At 59.2% G+C, this 20,871-nt stretch carries 14 protein-coding genes and 1 pseudogene; all 15 read right to left on the bottom strand.

Annotated features, from left to right (window positions below):
* Positions 1-36: 36 nt before the first annotated feature.
* A pseudogene (pseG, locus tag GIW69_RS06085) lies at positions 37-1,110 on the bottom strand (UDP-2,4-diacetamido-2,4,6-trideoxy-beta-L-altropyranose hydrolase); the annotation flags it as partial.
* A 148-nt stretch (positions 1,111-1,258) separates the two neighbouring features.
* Positions 1,259-4,192, bottom strand: a complete 2,934-nt coding sequence (locus tag GIW69_RS06080; protein ID WP_236481234.1) for a TIGR00180 family glycosyltransferase — start codon at positions 4,190-4,192, stop codon at positions 1,259-1,261.
* A 52-nt stretch (positions 4,193-4,244) separates the two neighbouring features.
* Positions 4,245-4,982, bottom strand: a complete 738-nt coding sequence (locus tag GIW69_RS06075) for a rhamnosyl O-methyltransferase (RefSeq protein WP_236481233.1) — start codon at positions 4,980-4,982, stop codon at positions 4,245-4,247.
* A gap of 17 nt (positions 4,983-4,999) precedes the next feature.
* Positions 5,000-6,070, bottom strand: coding sequence for a class I SAM-dependent methyltransferase (locus tag GIW69_RS06070; RefSeq protein ID WP_236481232.1), 1,071 nt, complete (start codon positions 6,068-6,070; stop codon positions 5,000-5,002).
* Positions 6,060-6,911, bottom strand: a complete 852-nt coding sequence (locus tag GIW69_RS06065) for an NAD-dependent epimerase/dehydratase family protein (RefSeq protein WP_496570900.1) — start codon at positions 6,909-6,911, stop codon at positions 6,060-6,062. The genes GIW69_RS06070 and GIW69_RS06065 overlap by 11 nt, the downstream gene beginning before the upstream one ends.
* A gap of 17 nt (positions 6,912-6,928) precedes the next feature.
* A complete protein-coding gene (gene rfbC / locus GIW69_RS06060) occupies positions 6,929-7,489 on the bottom strand; it encodes a dTDP-4-dehydrorhamnose 3,5-epimerase (RefSeq protein ID WP_236481231.1) in 561 nt (186 codons plus the stop codon).
* Positions 7,486-8,568, bottom strand: coding sequence for a CDP-glucose 4,6-dehydratase (rfbG, locus tag GIW69_RS06055; protein WP_236481230.1), 1,083 nt, complete (start codon positions 8,566-8,568; stop codon positions 7,486-7,488). Before rfbG ends, rfbC begins: the two co-directional genes overlap by 4 nt.
* Entirely contained in the window at positions 8,550-9,323 is a 774-nt protein-coding gene (gene rfbF, locus GIW69_RS06050; protein ID WP_236481229.1) for a glucose-1-phosphate cytidylyltransferase, read from the bottom strand. The genes rfbG and rfbF overlap by 19 nt, the downstream gene beginning before the upstream one ends.
* Positions 9,324-9,571: 248 nt before the next feature.
* A complete protein-coding gene (locus tag GIW69_RS06045; protein WP_236481228.1) occupies positions 9,572-13,132 on the bottom strand; it encodes a glycosyltransferase in 3,561 nt (1,186 codons plus the stop codon).
* Positions 13,133-13,229: 97 nt separating this feature from the next.
* Positions 13,230-14,795, bottom strand: a complete 1,566-nt coding sequence (locus GIW69_RS06040) for a flagellar hook-associated protein 3 (RefSeq protein ID WP_236481227.1) — start codon at positions 14,793-14,795, stop codon at positions 13,230-13,232.
* A gap of 13 nt (positions 14,796-14,808) precedes the next feature.
* The gene (gene flgK, locus GIW69_RS06035) at positions 14,809-16,872 is read right to left on the bottom strand and encodes a flagellar hook-associated protein FlgK (RefSeq protein ID WP_236481226.1); all 2,064 of its coding nucleotides are present in this window, start codon (positions 16,870-16,872) and stop codon (positions 14,809-14,811) included.
* Positions 16,873-16,895: 23 nt separating this feature from the next.
* Positions 16,896-18,206 (bottom strand): flagellar assembly peptidoglycan hydrolase FlgJ, encoded by a 1,311-nt coding sequence (flgJ, locus tag GIW69_RS06030; RefSeq protein WP_236481225.1) that lies wholly within the window; start codon positions 18,204-18,206, stop codon positions 16,896-16,898.
* Positions 18,207-18,217: 11 nt separating this feature from the next.
* Positions 18,218-19,288: a flagellar basal body P-ring protein FlgI gene (locus GIW69_RS06025; protein WP_236481322.1), complete on the bottom strand. Its 1,071-nt coding sequence runs from the start codon at positions 19,286-19,288 to the stop codon at positions 18,218-18,220.
* A 45-nt stretch (positions 19,289-19,333) separates the two neighbouring features.
* On the bottom strand, positions 19,334-20,029 hold the full coding sequence (gene flgH / locus GIW69_RS06020; RefSeq protein ID WP_236481224.1) for a flagellar basal body L-ring protein FlgH: 696 nt from the start codon (positions 20,027-20,029) through the stop codon (positions 19,334-19,336).
* 52 nt (positions 20,030-20,081) lie between these two features.
* The gene (gene flgG / locus GIW69_RS06015) at positions 20,082-20,867 is read right to left on the bottom strand and encodes a flagellar basal-body rod protein FlgG (protein WP_018929947.1); all 786 of its coding nucleotides are present in this window, start codon (positions 20,865-20,867) and stop codon (positions 20,082-20,084) included.
* Positions 20,868-20,871: the final 4 nt, after the last annotated feature.

Below are 20,871 nucleotides of genomic sequence, written 5' to 3'. Positions count from 1 at the left end.
GTTTCAGACTTCAAACCGTAGCTAGGCATTCTCCGGCGCCGCCCGACACCGGAGTAACGGCTCGGCCAATGCTGATGCGACCCTATATGCGCCCCGGCCGTCGACCAATTGCCGCGAACGCCCAGCCAGGCATTGCCGCAGGTAGTGATTACTGATTACAAAGTTGACGGCCTGTCTAAGCTGGTCAACGCTGACCCGATCGTGAGACCCCATGAAAACATGCCCTCCTGTCACCGCCATCGCCTCGCCATTGGCTTGCTGATTGTTTGACACGGCAATGCAGATCGTCGGCAGCCCCAAGGCGGCGCGCTCCCAACAGGTACCGCCCCCAGCGCCGATAAACAGATCGGCCTCAGTCATGCGCTGATAAAAATCACTGACAAAACGATTCAGGCGCCAGTTGGGCCGCGCTTCAACCATGGCTTGCATCTGAGCCCACGCCGGATTAACGGCGCCCGCGACGAAGTCCACTTCCAGCTCGGTAGAATCCGCCAGCGCCAGCATGACCTGATAGGTCTGCATCGCGGCGTCGAAGCCTCCGAAATTTACCAACACCCGCCGGGCGTGGGGTTTGATCTCGATGGCCGGACAATTGAATTCTTCACGCAGCATCGCGTAGTGCGGACCGAGCAATACACGGCAACCGACAGGCACCAGCGGCGCGTAGTTTTCGCTGAGGCCGGACAGATTCTGATTGAGCAGCAAATCGACATCGTAGCGGCGGGTGGCAAGATCATCCACCGCCGCAATTCGTGGCGCCCAGCGCCGGGCGGCGGTCTGCCAGTAGTGATCAAGGCCGTAGTGGTCGACGATGATCCAATCAAATCGTTCGCGCCCCTCCAACATCAGCGCCAGCGCATCGATATCTGCCTGCCACGGCAGCATCGCTTCGATAGCCTGATCCGGATCCTCGCCGTAATAGCGCTCCGGTAATGCGAAGGTCTCGAAGCCTTGAGCCTGCAAGACGTCCAACCGATGTCCGCACAGACGCCGGCAAGCAAATGCCACGTGACTGCCTTTCGCGCGTAGTGCACGGGCAAGCGTCACACAGCGAGCAATGTGACCACTGCCGATGGTCGGCGAGGCATCGGCGCGAATCAGCACTCTCATTGCAACTCTCTTCATACCCAGGGCGAAGGATAACGATAGGCGGCGCGCTGCCATTCATCAAGCGTGTTGATGCCCTGCACCAAGGGCGCAAGGGCGACAGCACCGACCGGCATTACGACGGAACGATCATCCGCCAGCCAGCAACGGCTCAGGCGATAAGTTGCGCCCAATTCACTCTGGAGGCCTCGCCGAGGGTAAAACCCTTGCCGGTCAGGGAAAGGTTCTGATTGTAAGCAGCGTCCTGGGTGAAACGCGCCTGCCATTTGTCGCGCATAGCAGCGGCGAGTTGTGGCGCATCCGGCAACTGGCCCGGGTGCATCAATTGTGCTTGTGGGCACCACACTGTCAGGTAACCGGCGTCGGCCACTTTCAGGCAGATATCGACGTCAGCGAATGCATCGGCAAAATGTTCTTCATCCAGACCTCCTACTGCTTCGAACAGATCCTTGCGGATCATCAGGCACGCCCCGGATACCGCACTGTAATTCTGTTCGGCCTGATGACCATTCATATAGCCTTTGGCGTCTTTGTGCTCACCCACGAACACCGAACCAATGCTGCCGTTCAAGCCGAGAATCAGCCCGGCCTGAGTCGTCATACCGCTCGGGTCTATCAGCTTGGCGCCGACAATACCCACTTCAGGACGCTGAGCCTGATTGAGCATCGCATCGAGCCAGTTGGCATTCGATACCTGCGCTTCGGCAGACATCAGCACCAGGTATTGACCCTTCGCTTCAGCACTGGCTGCGTTGTAGAGTGCGGCTTCACTAAGGCGCTGACCTGTACGCAGGATACGGACTCTATCGCCCTTGCTTTCAAGGCTTTGCAGCCATTGCAACAGTTCGTCCGATGAACTGTGGTTGTCGGCAATCAGTATCTCGTGACGCTGATAACGGGTGCGCTGCAGCACGCTGATCAATGCCGATTGCAATTGCTTGAGGTTGTCTTCGCTGCGGATAACAATCGAAACCATTGGCCGTTCGGCATGCTGGTAATCGATCTGCCAAATCTGCGCAAATGACGAGGTGACTTGAGCGCGATAACCGCGATTGGACAAATGCCGGGCCAGCGCTTCTCGTTCGTGGGCATTTTCCTCGACTGGCGGTGCATTGCAGATCAATAGCGGTTCAGACAAGTGGGCCAAACCGCTTAGACCTCCGTCTTCGATCAGACGAAGCAGCAAATCAAGTTCAAGCGCTTCGGTGTATTCGCTGGAGTACCCCTTGGCTTTGACTAGCACGTCGCGCTGGATCAACCAGTGTCGAGCCATCAGCGAAGGCACGGTTTGCAGTAGGTCGAGATTAACCCCAGGACGGAATACGTCACTCAGCGTGCCGTTGCGCTGGCGCTGGATTTCATCCATTGCCACTGCGCGTATACCCTCGGCACCGATTAATTCCAGGCTGGCGCGCAGGAGCCCGCTGGTGGTAAACCGGTCACCGGCATCGGCCAGCAGCACCCAGTTCGTCGTGAGTTGAGGAATGATCTGATTGATGCGCTCCACATGATTGCTCGCGTTCACCTGTACGAAGTGCACGGTGTCGCGAACGGTCGTGGTTGCTGGCAGCTCCGCAGTTGTAAACACCACGATTTTGAAATTCTTGCAGTGGCCGCCGACCAGACTGTCGAACGTGGCCTGAAGCCTGACCATGTCACCATCAAGATCCAGTAGCAGGATGCCGAACTGCGCGCCGCCGTCATGATCAGCCAAGTGTCTGGCGATGGCCTGAAGCAGTATGGCATCGGGCTCACGTGCATCAAGCCAGGCGAGTAGCTGACCGGACGGCATATTGTCGAACAGCTTGCGAGATTGCTGCCCCTGCACGCAATCCAGGCGCTCCAGCCAAGCCTGCATCTTCAGTTGTTCCTGATAATCGTCAGTGCTTTTGAGCGACTCGGCCAGACGCGTGACCACTTCGCGGTTGAACACGTTTAACGCAAACGCTTCCCACAGTCGTGCACGCAGGGTGCGGTCATCGTCGTTCGGGTGAACGTGCAGCAACTCTCGCTGGCGAAGCAGAATCCCTTCCAGCTCCTGCAATTGCAGACGCCCGGCCGGCATCGCATGCAATAAAAACTCGAATTGCGTCAGCAAATCAAACATCGGTTTGTTGTAAAACGGCATCTCGACGAACTGCTCGGGTGCGAACGAGCGGATCGGATCCTTATCCGTTTCAACCCACGCTGACCGGAAAATCGGAACGGCAGTCAACGAACGACGCTCGAGAAGACAGCTCGCCATTTCGGCAAAACCGTCCAGTGCAAATCGTTTGAGCTCCGCCGAATTTTGACCGTGCAAGGCTGTCGGGATTGATGCCAGAAACTCGGCAAACTGCTCGCGCTCGGCTACGGCTTTCGTATCCTGATAGGTCAGAACGGTCAACACGTTAGTGTTGTGATCCGAGCCGCCGTAATTAACCTCACGCACGGCAAACGGAATTGGCAGGATCCGCGCCTTCGCGCGTGCCAGCAGATAGAAAGCATGACCGATTTCCTGCCACTCGAAACTGGTACCGGCAGGTAATTGGCTGTACCACTGTTGGAGCAGGTCGGTGCGAGTTACGGCATAGAACGGGGGCAGAAACTGCCCCATGAAATCCATGATCCGGGTTTTTGCATCGGGCGAGTCATAGTCTTCCTGCACCCGCTTGTCACGCCGGTAATAGGTGACCTCAGTAGCGCGGGCCAGGTACATCATTCCGTAGCCGTGGCACATGCCGTAGTCACGGTTGGCATGCAGAAAATCGACCGATGCGGTGAGCGCTTCATGAATCAGAAAGTCATCGTCGGCGGCAAACACCATATACGGCGTCGTCACCTGCGCGACACCCCAGGTCAACTTGTCTTGCAAGCCTTTATAGGTGTACTGCGGCAGATGCCGGTAGTCGACCGACGGAAAATCGACAGAGATGCGTTCATCCCCTTGCACGGACGAATCCAGCACCAGCACCCTGGCCGGGTAACTGCTGTAGTACTGCAAGGTGCGACGCAAAAACGCATTGCGGTTGTGGGTGATGACCACCACCGTGAACAGCTCCTTCAGCGGTTCCACGTTGGCTTGAGTGCTGCTTTGAACCTGCATTTTTCTATCCCCACAACCGGCTGACCGCCGAGAACCTGATTCGATTTTTTTATTAACGAACGCGACGCAGATAGCCGTCCGGCGCCACGGTGATCAGCAGTTTGTTCTGCATCTGCCGATCGATTTCGAAGTCCTTGTTCTCTTCCAGGTACTTCCAGACCGCCGTCTTCGGGTTATCGCCGTGGCCCCATGGACGATCCGGGAAGAAATCAGCCGGCATGTCTTCAACCACGGTGTCCATCACCACGCAATAGCTGTCGACCGAGACCAGTGGCGCGTAAAGACGCAGCTCTTCCAGGACATGGTCGTGGGTGTGATTCGAATCGAGCACCAGAATCACTTTTTTGCCTTCAGCAATCGTGCGTACTTTTGCTGCCGTGTCCGAGTCGATGCTCGACCCTTCAATCATCGTGATGCGCTTGCTCATCGGGTGGCTTTCGATGGCCTCGCGGTTGTGCGGGCGGATGTCGAGGTCGATGCCCAGCACTTCGCCATGACCTTGCAGTTCCAGCAACGAGGCGTAGTAGATGATGGATCCGCCGTGAGCGATACCGCACTCGATGACCAAATCCGGCTTGACCTGCCAGATGATCTCCTGCATCGCCATCATGTCTTGTGGCAACTGGATGATCGGGCGGCCCATCCAAGAGAAGTGGTAGCTGTATTTGTGGCGAGCGGATTCGTTGAAAAACTCACGGGCCAGGCCGACGACTTTCTGGTCGTCGCCCTGACGCGCAATTTCAGCTTGGCATTCGGCCTCGAAAGCCTTGTTGATGCTGTTGTCGGTCATATCAAAAATCTCAATGGTCACTGGAACGAAGCGCTATCGACGGCGTGATAGACGTAGCGTCCACCGGTCATCCGCTTGATTTCTTCGAGGTAATTGGAGTTCATCACAAACAGGTTGGCCCCTTCTGGCAACGCATCCATCGCCTCCTGTGGCGATGACACGCGCACCCCGCTCAAAGGCAAATGACGCCCTTGCTTGGCCGGGTTTATATCCACCACATGAGCGACCGCCACGCCTGCTCTTTGCAGGAACAACGAATAGATCACGCCCTTGGATGACGCGCCCCAAATGGCCGAACCTTTTTGCGTGGCGGCCTGAACGATTTGCACCGTGCGCGCAAGGCTTGCGGTGAAGTTTTCCGACAGCGACAGCATTTGCGGTGCGTGCGGCGGCGTGCGGCGCAACGTTGCCAGGTCGGCCACGATGTACAGATATTGTCCGCCAAACAAATGACCCGCTTCGTGGACGGTATCAAACATGCCGAGCAGATCGGCGAGTCGGAAATAGTTGACGTGCTCGTAGAACACATCGAACCAGGCGTTGTGCTCGACGATCCAGTCGAAACATGGCACTTCGATGTAAATCTGCCCGCCTCGATTGGCCGCACCCATTTCAGCGAGAAAGCTGACCGGGTCGCTGATATGTTCCAGCACATGGCGCAACACGATCGCATCGGCCGACAGACCCAGTTCCCGAGTAAACGGCGCTTTGATCACATCGGCGTTGTCGCCTTCGTAGGAAGGGTCGATACCGGTGATGGCGTAGCCCAACCCGCGCAGCATTTCGAGGAAATAGCCTTTGCCACAACCGATTTCGATCAGCTCACGGCCCTTGAAATGCCGGGCCAGGACTGACTCGACATCATTGAGGTGCTGCTGGAATTGTGCCGAGTGGGCTTGTTCGTTTTGATAGTCGGCATCGTAACTGAGCTTGTTGGCGTCGAACGCCTGATTGAAGATCAGGCCGCTCTGGCTGTCCTGCACCAATACGATATCGGCACTCCCCGATGCCCGGGCCTGCCCGGCCGTGGCGAAGGTGCGGTTTTGCAGCACCGGCAGCCCGGTCGCCCGATAGAGTTCATGCTGCATATTCTTGATCCCTCAGTTGCGAGATGCGCCGCGCATCCCCCCAGAACGCCATGGGCTCATGAGCGGAATAACCGTAATGTCCCAAATTCAGGACGATGGAAGACTGGCGCTGGCTGACGCGCTGCTCGACCAACGCCCGAACCGATACCGGCTGGCCACTGCAGCAATTGATTACACCGCTGACTTCAGGGTGAGTAATGAGCGCCGCCAACTGCAACGCCGCTTCGGAAATATCCAAGTAATCGCGCAACTGGTCGCCCGTCGACATGTTGAATTGCGCGTCACCGGCATCGATCGCTCGATCAAGACTGGCCAGCAAGCTGTTGGGGTTCTGCCCCTCGCCATGCAGATAAAACAGACGCGCCCACTGCAACGTGAACCCGTGCTCGTTTTGCAAGGCTTCGAGGAACAACCGCAATGTGTGTTTGGCCAGACCGTATGGCGTGGCAGGTTGAGCGGGTTGCGCTTCACTCAACGGGCCGCTTTGCAGTCCGTACTCAAAACAGGTACCGGTGACCAGCACCTGGCCAACACCCGCCTTGATCACATGCTTCAAAAAAGCATAATCATTCGGCAAGTTACGCTCGAAATGAAACAGCGCGTTGTAGTTTGGCAACCCGTCCCAGGCCAGATGTGCGATGGCATCGACCCCATTGGTCAGGCGCTTTACGTCTAACGCCGGCGCATGAATATCGGCGACGACTGCCTCGACACTGTCGAACCAAGACATCGCGCGCAAGGCTTCGATATTTCGTGATACTGCGCGCACAGCGAAGCCCTTTCCGAGCAAAGCCGCAATTAGATGGCGGCCGACAAAGCCACTGGCGCCAGTGACCAGAATAGTAGATGGCCGTTTCGTCACAGCTCGACACCCTGAAAGCGTTTGTCCAGCAATGGATGACTTGCATCCTTTGCCGACAAGTTTTTGACGGGCAGCGGCCACTGGATCGATAGCGCCGGATCATTAACCGATAGGCCGGCCTCATGCTCGGGGGCATAGTCCGCGTCAGTCAGATAAAGCACTTCTGAATCGTCGGTCAGCGACTGGAAGCCATGGGCGAACCCCGCCGGGATCAGCAGGCTGCGCCCATCGTCCGCGCGCAGCTCTTCGGCATGCCATTGCAGGTAGGTCGATGACTGCGGACGCAAATCCACCACCACATCCCACACGGCACCTCTCACGCAGGTAATCAGCTTGGATTCGGCAAAACCGGCGTTCTGATAATGCAGGCCTCGCACACTGCCTTGCGTGGCCGTGCGCGAGTGATTGATCTGGCGAATGGCGAAAGGACGCCCCTGCGCCGTCAGACGATTCTGGCAAAACAATCGCGCGAACCGGCCACGATCATCGCAGAAGACTTTTTGCTCAATAAGGTACAAGCCTTCCAGTTCTGTGGCCTGCAACGTGAAATCCGTCATGACCGTTCCTTGTAGCTATTGAGTTGCTTCAACGTGACGGCGCGCATGTCATCGCCGTTCTGCCACGCCAGATGCCAATCGAGGGTTTGCGTCAGACACTCTTGCAGCGACCAGCGCGGCTGCCAGCCAAGCAGTTGGCGCGCGCGGCTGCTGTCCAGGCGCAACAGACCGGCCTCATGCAACTCGCTCGGTTCGATGCGCAAACCACGGGCCTGTGGCCAGCGATCAGCGAGCAGTTCGACCACTTCGCCGACGCTGCACATGTCCGCTTCGCTCGGGCCGAAGTTCCACGCACCGGCGTACTCCGGGCCTTGTTCGTAAAGGCCGGCGGCCAGTTGCAGGTAACCGGCCAGCGGTTCCAGCGCGTGCTGCCACGGACGCACGGCTTGCGGGTAACGCAGGGTTACCGGTTCGTCCGCCGTCCAGGCCCTGAGTACATCAGGAATCAATCGCTCAGGCGCGAAATCACCGCCGCCCAGCACATTGCCGGCGCGAGCAGTCGCCAGTGCCAAGCCGTGCTCGGCATATTTTCCCACCGGGAAAAACGATGCTGCATAGGACTGCGCGAGCAATTCACAGCACGCCTTGCTGCTGCTGTAAGGGTCGTGACCGCCGAGGGCTTCGTCTTCCCGGTACGGCCACAGCCACTCCCTGTTGGCATAGACCTTGTCGGTCGTCACCAGTACGCAGGCGCGCACGCCGCCGACTTGGCGGATCGCTTCGAGCAGATTGAGCGTGCCCATGACATTGCTGGAATATGTGCCGAGCGGATCCCGATAGCCTTCGCGCACCAGTGGCTGGGCGGCCAGATGCAGGACGATTTCCGGTTGAGTTTCGGCGATCAGTTCGAGCAAGGCACCAAGGTCACGCAGGTCGCCGCGCACATCGTTGATGCCTTCGTGCGCCCGCGCCAGGTTGAACAGGCTCGGCTCAGTCGATGGATCCAGGGAAAAGCCGCTGACCTCGGCACCGAGGCTTTGCAGCCACAGGGTCAGCCAGGTGCCTTTGAAACCGGTGTGGCCGGTGAGCAGAACGCGTTTGCCGCGCCAGAACTCCGGACTCAGGCCCATTGCTTCCATGGGGCCTCCCCGCTCTGCCACAGCGCTTCGAGATGGTTTTTGTCGCGCAGGGTGTCCATGGGTTGCCAGAAACCGGAATGCTCGTAGGCATGCAGTTCTTCGATTTCAGCCAGGCGCATCAGTGGCTCGGCTTCCCAACTGGTCGCATCACCGTCGATGAACGGCAAGACGTCCGGCGACAGAACGAAAAAACCACCATTGATCCAGCCGCCATCGCCACGAGGCTTTTCAGTGAATCCCATAACTTGGTCATTCACACGCTGCAGCGCGCCATAACGCCCCGGCGGCTGCACAGCCGTGACGGTCGCCATCTTGCCGTGGGCTTCATGGAATTTGACAAGGTTGCCGATATTGATGTCCGACACGCCGTCGCCGTAGGTGAAGCAGAACGCTTTTTCACCTTTCAAATACGGTGCCGTGCGCAGCAGACGCCCGCCGGTCATGGTTTCTTCGCCGGTATCAACGAGGGTGACGCTCCACGGCTCGCTGTAATTCTGGTGTACGTCCATGCGGTTATTGCGCATGTCGAAGGTGACGTCGGAGGTGTGCAGGAAGTAGTTGGCGAAGAAGTCCTTGATCGCGTAGCCCTTGTAACCAAGGCAGATCACGAAGTCGTGAATTCCGTGGGCGGAATACTGCTTCATGATGTGCCAGAGAATTGGCTTGCCGCCGATCTCGATCATCGGCTTGGGCTTGAGGTGCGACTCCTCGCTGATGCGCGTGCCCAGGCCACCCGCCAAAATTACTGCCTTCATCGTCTCCCCTCTTGTTCGTCACAGGGCTCGACCAAGCTTTTCCAAGCTTTTCGGGCCGTCTGGCTGAAACTGTCTTGCCAATCCGAGCGCAGGTAACTCGCCTGAGAACGCTCGTTTTATGGCGATTTGAGGAGGTCTTGCAGGAAACGCGCCAGCTCAATGAGCGATGTGTCGGGGACTTGATCGGCCATAAAAAAGGGATGAATCCGCGGCTGGATTTCATCCCTTGATTGTGTCGGAACGCCCCGTCAATCCGGCAACCAGCCCCACATCCAATGGTTCAGGTTGTCGCCGCGCAGCATGAAGTCGCGATGTACCGCTTCTTTCAATTCGTCACCCATGCGGTAGCTGGCGTGCGGATCGGCCAAATGCATGCGGATTGCTTGCAGCCACTCCGCTGTGCTGTTGCTGCGAACCCGCGTGCAGGGCAAGTGGCCGCGATACGCCTCGGTATCCGTGCAAATCACCGGGTAACCGCACGCGCCGTATTCCAGCAGGCGCAGGTTGCTCTTGCAGTCGTTGAAGATGTGAAATTCCAGCGGCGCCAGCGCCAGGTCGAGATTCAGGCTCGCCAGTTTGGCCGGGTAACTTTGCAGCCCGACCGTGGAATGAAATTCGTGAATGTAGGGGCGCAATGCGTCGGGGCACATGCCGAAGAATACCCACTCCACTTCATTGGCCAATTCGCGGACGACCTCGGCAATGATTTCCAGGTCGCCGGTATGGCTGGTGCCGCCGCCCCAGCCGATACGCGGCTTGCTGGAGGTACGACGACGGCTGGTCAGATTTGCCCACGGTTGCGGCGCGAGCATGTTCGGCACCACACGAATGTCGCTGTGCATGCTCGATAAGGCATCGGCCAGCGGCTGAGTGGTGACTACCACGCGATCGCACAAGCCGATGCCTTCGCGCAGCATTTGCTCTGTGTTGATCGGTTTATTGCGCGCGTGAGAGTTCTTCTTCGGTGCATTGACCACGTAGTCGTCGAGTTCGAAAATCCGCAGCGCACCGGAGTATTTTTTGATCCGCATAATGTCCCCGACAGCACCTTCACTGTAACGGCACTGGAGGATGATCGAGTCCGGCGAGAGACGCTCGATATCGCCTGTCGAAGGTGACTCAAAAGCATAGCGACCATAAATCCGCCCTGAGGCCTCAAGTGCCGCCATCGGCCCGATCACTCGATAGTGACCCACCGCGGTGTTGTTGACCGGCAGACCGAGAACCAGCGGCAGGGCACGGGCACAGAACGGATTCCAGTTATTGCGCAATGTCGGCTGCAGACTGAAGCTCGATACGCCAAGACTCAACGAAGGGCTGTAAGCCGGATCTTTGGCGATTGTCGGCAACCATTTGCGATAGAACGTCTCTTTCTGAGCCTCGGGAATCGCAACGGTAGCCGGCTGTGGCAACGCGGCAATGACTACGCTGGCATAAGGCGTCCAAACCACCAGATAACCCGCCTTGCCCGCACGCAGGCACAGGTCGACATCACTCATCGCGTCAGAGAAAGACTCATCATCGAACTGGCCGAGCTCGTCAAAGACTTGCTTGCGTATCATCTGGCACTGGGCGCTGACGGCGCTCCAGTTCTGCGTCACGTGCAAGCGCTGCATGTAACCACGCGAGCTAGCCGACTCGCCGACAAAAGGTGATCCGGCCAATCCGGCCAAACCGAGAATCAGGCCGGCACTGACGATGGCGCCTTCAGGACTGAGCAACCGGGCACCCACCATCCCGACCTCGGGACGTTGTGCATGATTGAGCAGCTCATCTAGCCAGTCACTCTCGCAAATCAGCGCGTGAACATCGAGCCACAACAGATATTCGCCCTGCGCCTGGTCAGCCGCAAAATTACGCACACCAGCATCACCGGCATTACCGGCGAAGCGCAGAACGCGCAGCATCGACGCACCGAGCCGCGCCATCTCCGCCAGCCATGCCGCCATCGCCGGATCAGCGGTGCCGGTGTCGACGATGAGGATTTCATACTGGTTATAGGCGGTGCGCTCGATCAGGCTTTCGGTGCAGCGCTGCAAGGCATGCAGCGAGTCACCCGCACGGATGATGATCGACACCAACGGACGCGCTTGATGGTGATAGTCGATACGGTTGATCAGCGGCAGCTCTTCGTGGCGAATTGCATAATTCAAGCCAATGCGCTGCAAATGCCCGCCGACCATGGCAGCGTTATTGTTGATCACTTGTGGCAACGACAACCACTCGGCGTAGGTTTGAGTCGACTCGACCTGAACGTCGGCAATGTGCTCGATGGTCTGCGGCCCGGCCTCTTCTACTAGACGCCAAACCAGATCATGGGGCGCCAGTTCACCGTGTGAGAAATCGAAGCCCCCCAGCGCCAGGAAGCGTTGACGATCGAAGGCCAGGGTGCGTCCGATATAAGGATAGGAGCGCATCAGGTCAAGGTTGAAATCCGGCTTGAACACCGGCTCGGTTGAGTCGCCATCAACCAGCGCACCCTCATCACTGTAGGCGCACAGCATGCCCGGCGTGCCGGCAATCCGCTCGGCCAGGATCAACAGACTCGATTCGCGCAGGACATCACCGGCACGCAGCAAATAGAACCAGTCGGCACCTTCAAGTTGCGGGATCACTGCGTTCAGTTGATGCGCCCAATCCTCCTGAAACGGTAACTGCACCACCCGCTCATGTGCCTCGCACGATGCATCGGACACTACGACCACCGCCTGAGCCGCATAAATCTGTGCATCAATGCTCTGCAACGTAGCTCGCAACGCTGCATCATCGGCGGCGCTATCGATGATGATCGGAACGATCCGCGCGCGTGACGACCAGGAGCCAATGCGTTGCGGCATGAGTTGCTGCTCGACCTCGCTGAAGCGTCGAATCGCCAGCCACTCGCGATAAAAATCCGCGTAACTCTCGCTCTGCCCGCCGACCCGGCCATTGACCGTTGTATTGCGATTACCGAGGATGCGCGTCACGCACAGTTCCTGCCAGGCATGCGGCAAACCGTTAACGTTCACCAGATCGATATAGCGCACCCAGCCCGAAGCCGGGGCCGCTTCGCCACTGCGGGCCGCGAGCATCTGCGCCAGCCAGCTCCATTCGACGGCCGCAGCCTTGAGCATTTCCGGCGTACGACTCAAGCGCTCCGGATACAAACGCTCGGTGCCCAGCACCGTATTGAGCGTCGCCAGATTGCCGCGACGCATCAGGCAGACAAACAATGCGAAATCGAGGGTAGCGAGGAAACCCGCGCCGTCCTGCATCAACGCTGGAAGCAGTTCAAGGACATCCGCGCGACGCATCAACGCCGCACTGAAATTGCCAATGAAGTTCTTCGGTGTCGACTGAAAAATGGCCAACATGTCGTCGCCTTTCAGCACGGCATCGTTAGGCGAAAACCGGCAGTTGTCGACGCGTGAAGGCAGCAGGAAGTTGCCTGCATCACTGAGCATGCGCAGCGCAACTACCAGCGTGACATCCGAATGCTCGATCAACACCCGAGCCTGCAAGGCAATGCTCGGCGCAAACAGACGGTCGTCATCGCACAGCACTTTGACGAACTCGCCACGCGCCGCTTCAACACAACGCAATACGTTCTTCTGCAAGCCCAGGCGTTGCGGATTACGCAGGTAACGGATCGGATGGGCCGGGTCGGTAAAGGATTCGACGATGTCGCGAATCTGCTCATCGGCCGAATCATCACAGATGACGATTTCAACGTTTTCGTAGGTCTGCGCGAGTGCACTCATCAGCGCCTGATCGAAGAAGCGCGGGTTGTAGGCGGGAATGACAATGCTGACGAGGGGATGTTGGTTCACGGCAAAAAAACTCTCGAGCGGCGGGCCCCTGCCTTATTCAGGCAGTGGCCCCGTAACCGCTTAGGAAACGACGGTTGGCGGCTCGACAGACGCAGGCTCAGATCTTGTTGAACAAGCCCAGCGAAGCAATCTTGCTGAAGGCCAGTTGCGAAGCCTGCAGCATGGTTTGCTGCAAGGTCAGACGGGTCATGACCTCGGCCGGATCGGAATCGCGGATCGACGACTGGGTCTGGGCGTTGGCCAAGACCAGCGACTGATTGGTGTCACTCTGAGTAATCAGCGATGCGCCACGGGCGCCCACCGAGCTGATCGCGCTGGACAATTGATCGGTGCCGCTGGCGAGGTTGCCGAGGCCGGACGCCAGACCTGCCTGCAAATTCTGCAAGGCGATGGCGTCACCGTTGGTTGGCGTGTTCAGTACGGATTTCAACTGGTTCACGGTGTCCAGGATGTTCTGGGTTTCGTGAGAATTGACCGCGATGCTGAAGGTGTCGTTGGCGTCCGTTGCACCGCTCACGGTGAAACTCACACCCGCTACTGTCGCGATATCGCCCACCCGCGTGCCGCTGTCCACCGGTTTGCTGTCGGCGGTCAACGGTGCTGCATAGATATCGAAATCGGTGGCGCTGGTGAACTTGATCACGGCCGCCCCGGTCGGGAACTTGGCGTGGTAATCGGTGGAATTGACGATCTCGCTGCCGGTGATTTGCGCCGACGCCGAGTTGCTTGGACTGCGCGTGCCGGTGAAGGTGTCAGGCTTGGCGGCCAGAGTAAACTCATGACCCGGCAGCACGGTATTCGCATCATCGCCGGCTTGCAGGTTGATGTTCAGGGTCAGATCCACACCACGGAAACTCACGGCTTGGCCGGCTGCCGTGGCAGGATCGATCGCACCACCCTTGCTGGCTTCGGCCGTCACGTCGTTGCCCGCCGCATCGGTGATTTTCAGCTGAGTGCCGCTGGTGAATTCAACCGTGTACGGCTCGCCGCTGCGAAACTTGCTGTTGTAACTGACATTCGAAGAGACCTGACCGTCGGACAGCACCACGCGATTATCGTTGACCGCCGGCGCCGTCATGGTGACCTCGCTGCGGCTGGTGTTGACCGCCGTCTGAAACGCTTCCCAACCGGTGGTGTTGGTGGCCATTTTCATGGTGTCGCCGATGGCCAGGTCGAGTGTCACCTGGTCGCCGTTGTAGCTGTAAGTGCCGTCGTTGTTGCGGCTGAACGGTACGGTGTCGCCTTTAGAGCCGGCGAAGATGTATTTGCCGTTTTCGTCTTTGCTGTTCATCAGGCTGAGCAGTTGCTCTTCGATCTGGCCCAGCTCCGATGCAGTGGCCTGACGGTCGGCGTCGGTGTAACCGGCATTGCCGGCACTGACGGCCAATTCCTTGGCGCGCTGCAAGACGTTGTTGATGCTGGTCATCACCGCTTCCGCAGTGTCCAGCGTGCCCTTGATGGTGGTCGAATTGGCTTCGTACTGACCCAGCATCGACGCCTGTTGGCCCAGTTGCAGCAGCCGCGAAGCGCCGACCGGATCATCCGCCGCAGTGTTGACGCGAACGAGACTGCTCGCCTCTTCGCTGCTCTTGACCACGTTGGCGAAGTTACGCTGGTAGTTGGCTGCCGAGGACTCGTAAAACTGGCCGGTGGAAATGCGCATGGGCTACGACTCCTTAAAGACTGTTGATCAATGTGCTGAAGATTTCCTGCGCAGCCTTGATGATCTGCGAGGACGCGGTGTAGTACTGCTGGAACTTGACCAGGTTGCCGGTTTCTTCGTCGAGGTCGACGCCCGACAGCGAATCCCGGGCGGTCTTGGCGTTGGCCAGGATCGCTTCAGTGGCGGCGCTGTCGAGTTTGCCCTGGGCGGCTTTCGCACCCACGCCCTCGACCAGTTTGCCGTAGGCATCGCTCAGGGAAATGCCCTTGCTGGCCGAACCGGTGTCCACGGTCTGCCTGGTCTGCAAATCAGCCAGCGCAGTACCGTTACGGTTGTCCAGCGTGCCGGGTTGGCTGAGGGTGACGTTGATCGCGGTGCCCGCGCCTGGCGAACCGGCCACGGTCATGTCGAAGGCCACGGTACGTTGCACGGCGGGCGGGCCCGGATCCATGATCGGCGCACCGGTTGAATCCTTGAGCGGGACGCTCAGGCTCAAGGTGTTGGTTTCACCAGGCTTGATTGTGCCGTTGCTCAACTCGTTGCCATTGGCATCGAGCAGTTGATAGGTCTGGCTGGTGCCGTCCGCCGACGCCGAGCCGAAGACCATTTTGACCGGAGTCGAATACTTGAGACCGTTCTGCATCGCCGAAGCGGTCGCCGCGTCGTAAATGTCGAACTTCGTCGTCAGGGTCGGCTGGCCGCTGGCCGGAATGGTCAGCGTGCCACTTGCACCCGGCGCGATGGCAGCGCCCAGCGGTGCCGCAATGGCCAGGCGCTTGGCGTCGGTCATTTCGGTCTTGATGTTCGCGGCGGCGTTGCGGGTCGGGGTGATCTTGAAGGTGTCACCCGCCGCCGGCGTGCCGTTGGCGAAGTCCATGGAAAAACCATCGATCACCGGTGCCGGGTTTGTGGTGGTGCTGAACGCGCCCACGGCAGTGCCTTCTGGCAGCCGCTGCACGGTGTAATCCGTCGCGCTGGTGAACGTCACTTTGTAATCGTTGAGGGTCAGCTTGCCGCTGTCTTCAATGCTCACATTGAAGTTGCCGGAACCGGTGTTGCCGACCGTGGCAACGCTGCGCTGGGCGATGTTCGCAATGCTGTTTATGCTGTTGAACAGGTTGCCGCCGAAGTCACCGTTCTTGTCGATGCCTTGCGCCTGAATCGTGTTCATCTGATCGGCGACGACCAGCGCCACGCGACCCAGTTCGTTCATGGCCGGATCCAGCACGGTGCTGCGATAGCGCAACAGCCCGCCCATCTCGCCACCGGTCATCACCGAGGTGATGTCGATGGTGCTGGAGCCACGGTTCAACTGCACCGAGACACGTGAAGGATCAGTCTTGCTGGCGACCACTTCGAGTTTGCTGGCGGTGCTGCCCATGACCAGTGGCTGACCGCTGCCCAGGTAGATGTCGACGCTACCGTCACGCTCGATGACCTGCGCACCGGTGAAAGTGGACAGTTGGCGCACGGTCTCATTACGCGCGTCGAGCAGTTCGTTGGGCTGGCCGCCGGCGTTGGAAATTTCGGAAATTTTCTGGTTCAACTGGGCCACGGTGGCGGCCAGTTTGTTGACCTGATCGGCCATGCTCGTCAGGTTGCCGTTGATGTCTGCGTTCTGCGCGTTCAACTGGCTGGAGATCGAGTTGAAACGGTTGCTCAAGGCTTGCGCATCGCTGAGCAGCAACTGACGCGACGCATCGTCGCCCGGCTTGGCGTTGACGTTCTGCACCGAGGCGAAAAACTTGGTCAGCGCGCCGTTGAGGCCCGTGCCGCTGTCCGACAGCAAGGTGTCGAGCGGCGTGACCTGGCCCAGGTAAGCAGCGGAGTCGCTGTTCAACGACGTGGTGGTTTGCAGTTGCGCATCGATGTAGCTGTTGTACACCCGACGCACGTCGGCGAGGGTCGTACCGGTACCGACCCAAACGTTGCCGAACTGGTTCGAGCCCTTGGTGTTCTGCACGGTTTGCTGACGCGAGTAGCCGGCCGTATCGACGTTGGCAATGTTGTTGCCGGTGACCATCAAAGCGGTTTGGCCAGCGGAGAGTCCCGACAATCCGATATTGAGCAAACTCATGATTCAAACCTTATTACTGATGCCTATAAAGGCGTGGTGGTCGTACCCGCCGCCGCGTAGTTTTGGGTCGTGCCCATCTGCTTGGCTATTTGCGAAATCTTGGTCGCGTAGTTCGGGTCGGTTGCGTAACCGGCCTTCTGCAACTCGCGTACAAACTGTTCTGGGTTATCGGCCGACTTCAGCACATCTTGATAGCGATTATTGCTCTGCAACAACGTCACCAGATCGTGGAAGCTGTCCTTGTACGAGGCGTAGGAACGGAACTGAGCCGTCTCCTTGACCATCTCGCCGTTGCGGAATTCGCTGGTGATCGCCCGGGCCGAATCGCCCTTCCAGTTGGTGCTTGCCTTGATCCCGAACAGGTTGTGGCTGCTGCTGCCATCCTGGGCTCGCATGACCGATTTGCCCCAACCGGTTTCCAGCGCTGCCTGCGCTACCAGATAACGCGGATCGACGCCGATACGGTCGGCAGCTTCCTTGGCCATCGGCAGCATGGTGTTGACGAATTCGTCGGCGGAACTGAAGGCTTTCTTCGCCGGTGCCAGAGGAATCTGTGCGATGGCACGGCCGTAGACCTGCATCTGCCCGCCAGCGGCTTTTTCCGATTCGGCGCGTGCCAGCCAGTCGCCGTTGTACAGCGCCCCGGAACCGGTCGATGCCACGTCGGTGCTGCGTTGCGGCAACACGGTGTTGTTGACCGGGGTCGTTGCAGTTGCCGCAGTTGCCGAGGGCACCAGGCCGGCGAGCAAACGGTCCGCCAGTTTCGGCGGCAAGGCCAGACGACGCTGGTTGATCAACTCCATGTCATTGCGGTGCGAAATATCGGTGTTCGGTGCTTTGATCGAACGCGATGCCCACAGCGGACGCTCGCCATTCAAACGCGACAGTGGGCCGTTCGTTCCAACCGTGCCGGCGGCAATCGGCGTGGGCACAGCGGCGGCTTTGGCTTTGGCCTCTTCCTGCTTGGCGGCGGACGCAGCGGCGGCTTCACCCGGCGCCATCGGCTTGTTTTTCGACATCTGGCGCAGCAACACGTCAGCCAGGCCGATACCGCCACCTTCACGAGACATCGAGACGGCGAGTTGCTGGTCGTACATTTCCTGATACTGCTTGGCCGCCGGCGTGTTCAGCGGATTGTCCTCGCCCAGCGCATTGGTGGCCGAGCGCATGGACTTGAGCATTTCACCGAGGAACAGCGATTCGAATTCCTGCGCCACCTTGCGCATGTTCGCATCGCTGTCCTTGTCGCCAACCTTGAGCTGGTTCAGGCGATTAAGGTCCGAATACGAACCCGAATCGCTGCTGCTGACCAGACCGCTCTTGCGCATATCCATGGTCGCCGTCCTCAGATCACGATCAGGTCGGCTTGCAACGCGCCGGCCTGTTTCAGTGCTTCAAGGATCGCCATCAAGTCACCCGGCGCCGCGCCGACCTGGTTCACCGCGCGCACGATCTCGTCGAGGGTGGTGCCCGGTCCGAACTTGAACATCGGCTTGGCTTCCTGTTCGGCGTTGACGCGCGAACGCGGCACCACAGCCGTCTGACCGTTGGACAACGGGCCAGGCTGGCTGACGATCGGGTCTTCGGTGATGGTCACGGTCAGACTGCCGTGGGTCACGGCGGCCGGCGACACTTTCACGTTCTGGCCGATGACGATGGTGCCGGTACGCGAGTTGATGATGACTTTCGCTACAGCCTGACCCGGATCGACTTCGAGGTTTTCCAGGATCGACAGATAGTCGACACGCTGACTCGGATCAAGCGGCGCGGTGACGCGGATCGAACCGCCGTCGATGGCCTGGGCGACGCCAGGGCCGAGCATGTCGTTGATCTTGTCGACGATGCGCTTGGCCGTGGTGAAGTCGGAACGGTTGAGGTTCAGCGTGAGGCTGTTGCCCTGATTGAAACCGCTCGGCACCGAACGCTCGACCGACGCACCGCCGGGGATACGGCCGGCCGACGGAACGTTGACGGTGATCTTCGAACCGTCGCGACCTTCGGCATCAAAACCGCCCACCACCAGGTTGCCCTGGGCCACGGCATAGACGTTGCCGTCGATACCCTTGAGCGGTGTCAGCAGCAAGGTGCCGCCGCGCAGGCTTTTCGAGTTACCGATGGACGACACGGTGATATCGACTTGCTGACCCGGCTTGGCAAACGCCGGCAGTTCGGCACTGATCGACACCGCCGCAACGTTTTTCAACTGCACGTTGCCCGAACCCGCCGGCACCTTGATGCCGAACTGCGAGAGCATGTTGTTGAACGTCTGCAGCGTGAACGGCGTCTGCGTCGTCTGGTCGCCGGTGCCGTTAAGCCCGACCACCAGGCCATAGCCGATCAACTGGTTGGAACGCACGCCGGAAATGCTCGCGATGTCCTTCAGCCGTTCGGCTTGCGCCGCAACGGACAGAGACATCAGCAACGTAGCTGCGATCAGGTGTTTGAAGTTCAACGTAGCCACCTAGAAAGGGAACAGCGGGCTGAGGAAGAAACGGTCGAACCAGCCTGGCTGACTCGCATCGGCAAACGCACCGGTACCCGAATAGGTAATGCGCGCATCGGCGACCCGGGTCGACGAGACGGTGTTGTCGGTGGCGATATCATCGGCGCGCACCATGCCCGCGATCCGCACCAGCTCATCGCCAGTATTGAGGGTCAGCCACTTCTCGCCGCGAATGGCGATGATGCCGTTAGGCAGCACGTCGGCGACGGTCACAGTGATCGAACCGGTCAAGCTGTTGCTCTGCCCGGACTTGCTGTCACCCTTGGTCGCGCGGTCGGCGTTATAACCGGCGCTGAGACTCAGGTCATTGCTGCCAATCGGGTTATTGGTGGTCAGGCTGGAACCGAACAACGAGGTCAGGCCGACGCTGGTGTCGCTGGTCTTGTCGATCTGCGAGTTGGCGTTCTTGCTGGCCTGGGTGCGCTCGTTCAGGGTGATGGTGATGATGTCACCGACCCGGAATGCCTTGCGATCGCTGTACAGGTTCTGCTCGAAACCGGCCTGATAAATCGAGCCATTATTGGCGGCCGCCGGCAACGGCGTCCGCGGCAACACCGGCGCGTAGTAAGGGTCATTGGGCTTGGGCGGCGGCGCGACGCAACCCGCAAGCGAGACGACTCCACTCAAAGCCAAAACGGATACAAAGCGATTCATGACCCTACCTCACGGTGTTGCAGGCGACCTCAGGGCCGCCCCATAGACTTGATTACAGATTCTGCGTTACGAACGAGAGCATCTGGTCGGCGGTGGAGATCACCTTGGAGTTCATCTCGTAGGCGCGTTGAGTGGTGATCATGTTGACCATCTCCTCAACGGTGCTGACGTTGGAGGTTTCCAAAGTGTTCTGCAGCGTGGTGCCGAAACCGGCCAGGCCCGGGGTGCCGACTTGCGGCGCGCCGCTGGCAGCGGTCTCCAGGAACAGGTTGTTGCCCACGGCTTGCAGACCGGCCGGGTTGATGAAGTCGGCGGTTTGCAGGTTGCCGATCACTTGCGACGCCGGGTTGCCGGCAACGGTGATCGACACAGTGCCGTCGCGACCCACGGTGAAGGTCTGAGCGTTGTTCGGAATCACGATGGCCGGCTCCAGCGCGAAACCGCTGGCGTTGACGATCTGGCCGTTGGAATCGAGGTGGAAAGTACCGTCGCGGGTGTAGGACGTGGTGCCGTCCGGCTGCAGGATCTGGAAGAAACCGCGACCGTCGATGGCCATGTCCAGCGGCTGCTCAGTGGTTTGCAGGCTACCGGCGGTGAAGTTTTTCTGGGTGCCGACGATGCGCACACCGGTACCCACTTGCAGACCCGACGGCAGTTCGCTGTCCTGGGTCGACTGGGCGCCTGGCTGGCGTTTGATCTGATAGAGCAAGTCCTGGAACTCGGCGCGGTCACGTTTGAAACCCGTGGTCGACACGTTCGCCAGGTTGTTGGAAATGGTGGTCAGGTTGGTGTCCTGGGCGGACAGACCGGTTTTGGCAACCCATAGAGCCGGAAGCATTCGA

The organism is Pseudomonas syringae, from assembly GCF_021605415.1.
Taxonomy (GTDB): domain Bacteria; phylum Pseudomonadota; class Gammaproteobacteria; order Pseudomonadales; family Pseudomonadaceae; genus Aquipseudomonas; species Aquipseudomonas syringae_S.
Note: the sequence above shows the minus strand (reverse complement) of the source record. Positions and strands in the feature narration are given on the sequence as shown.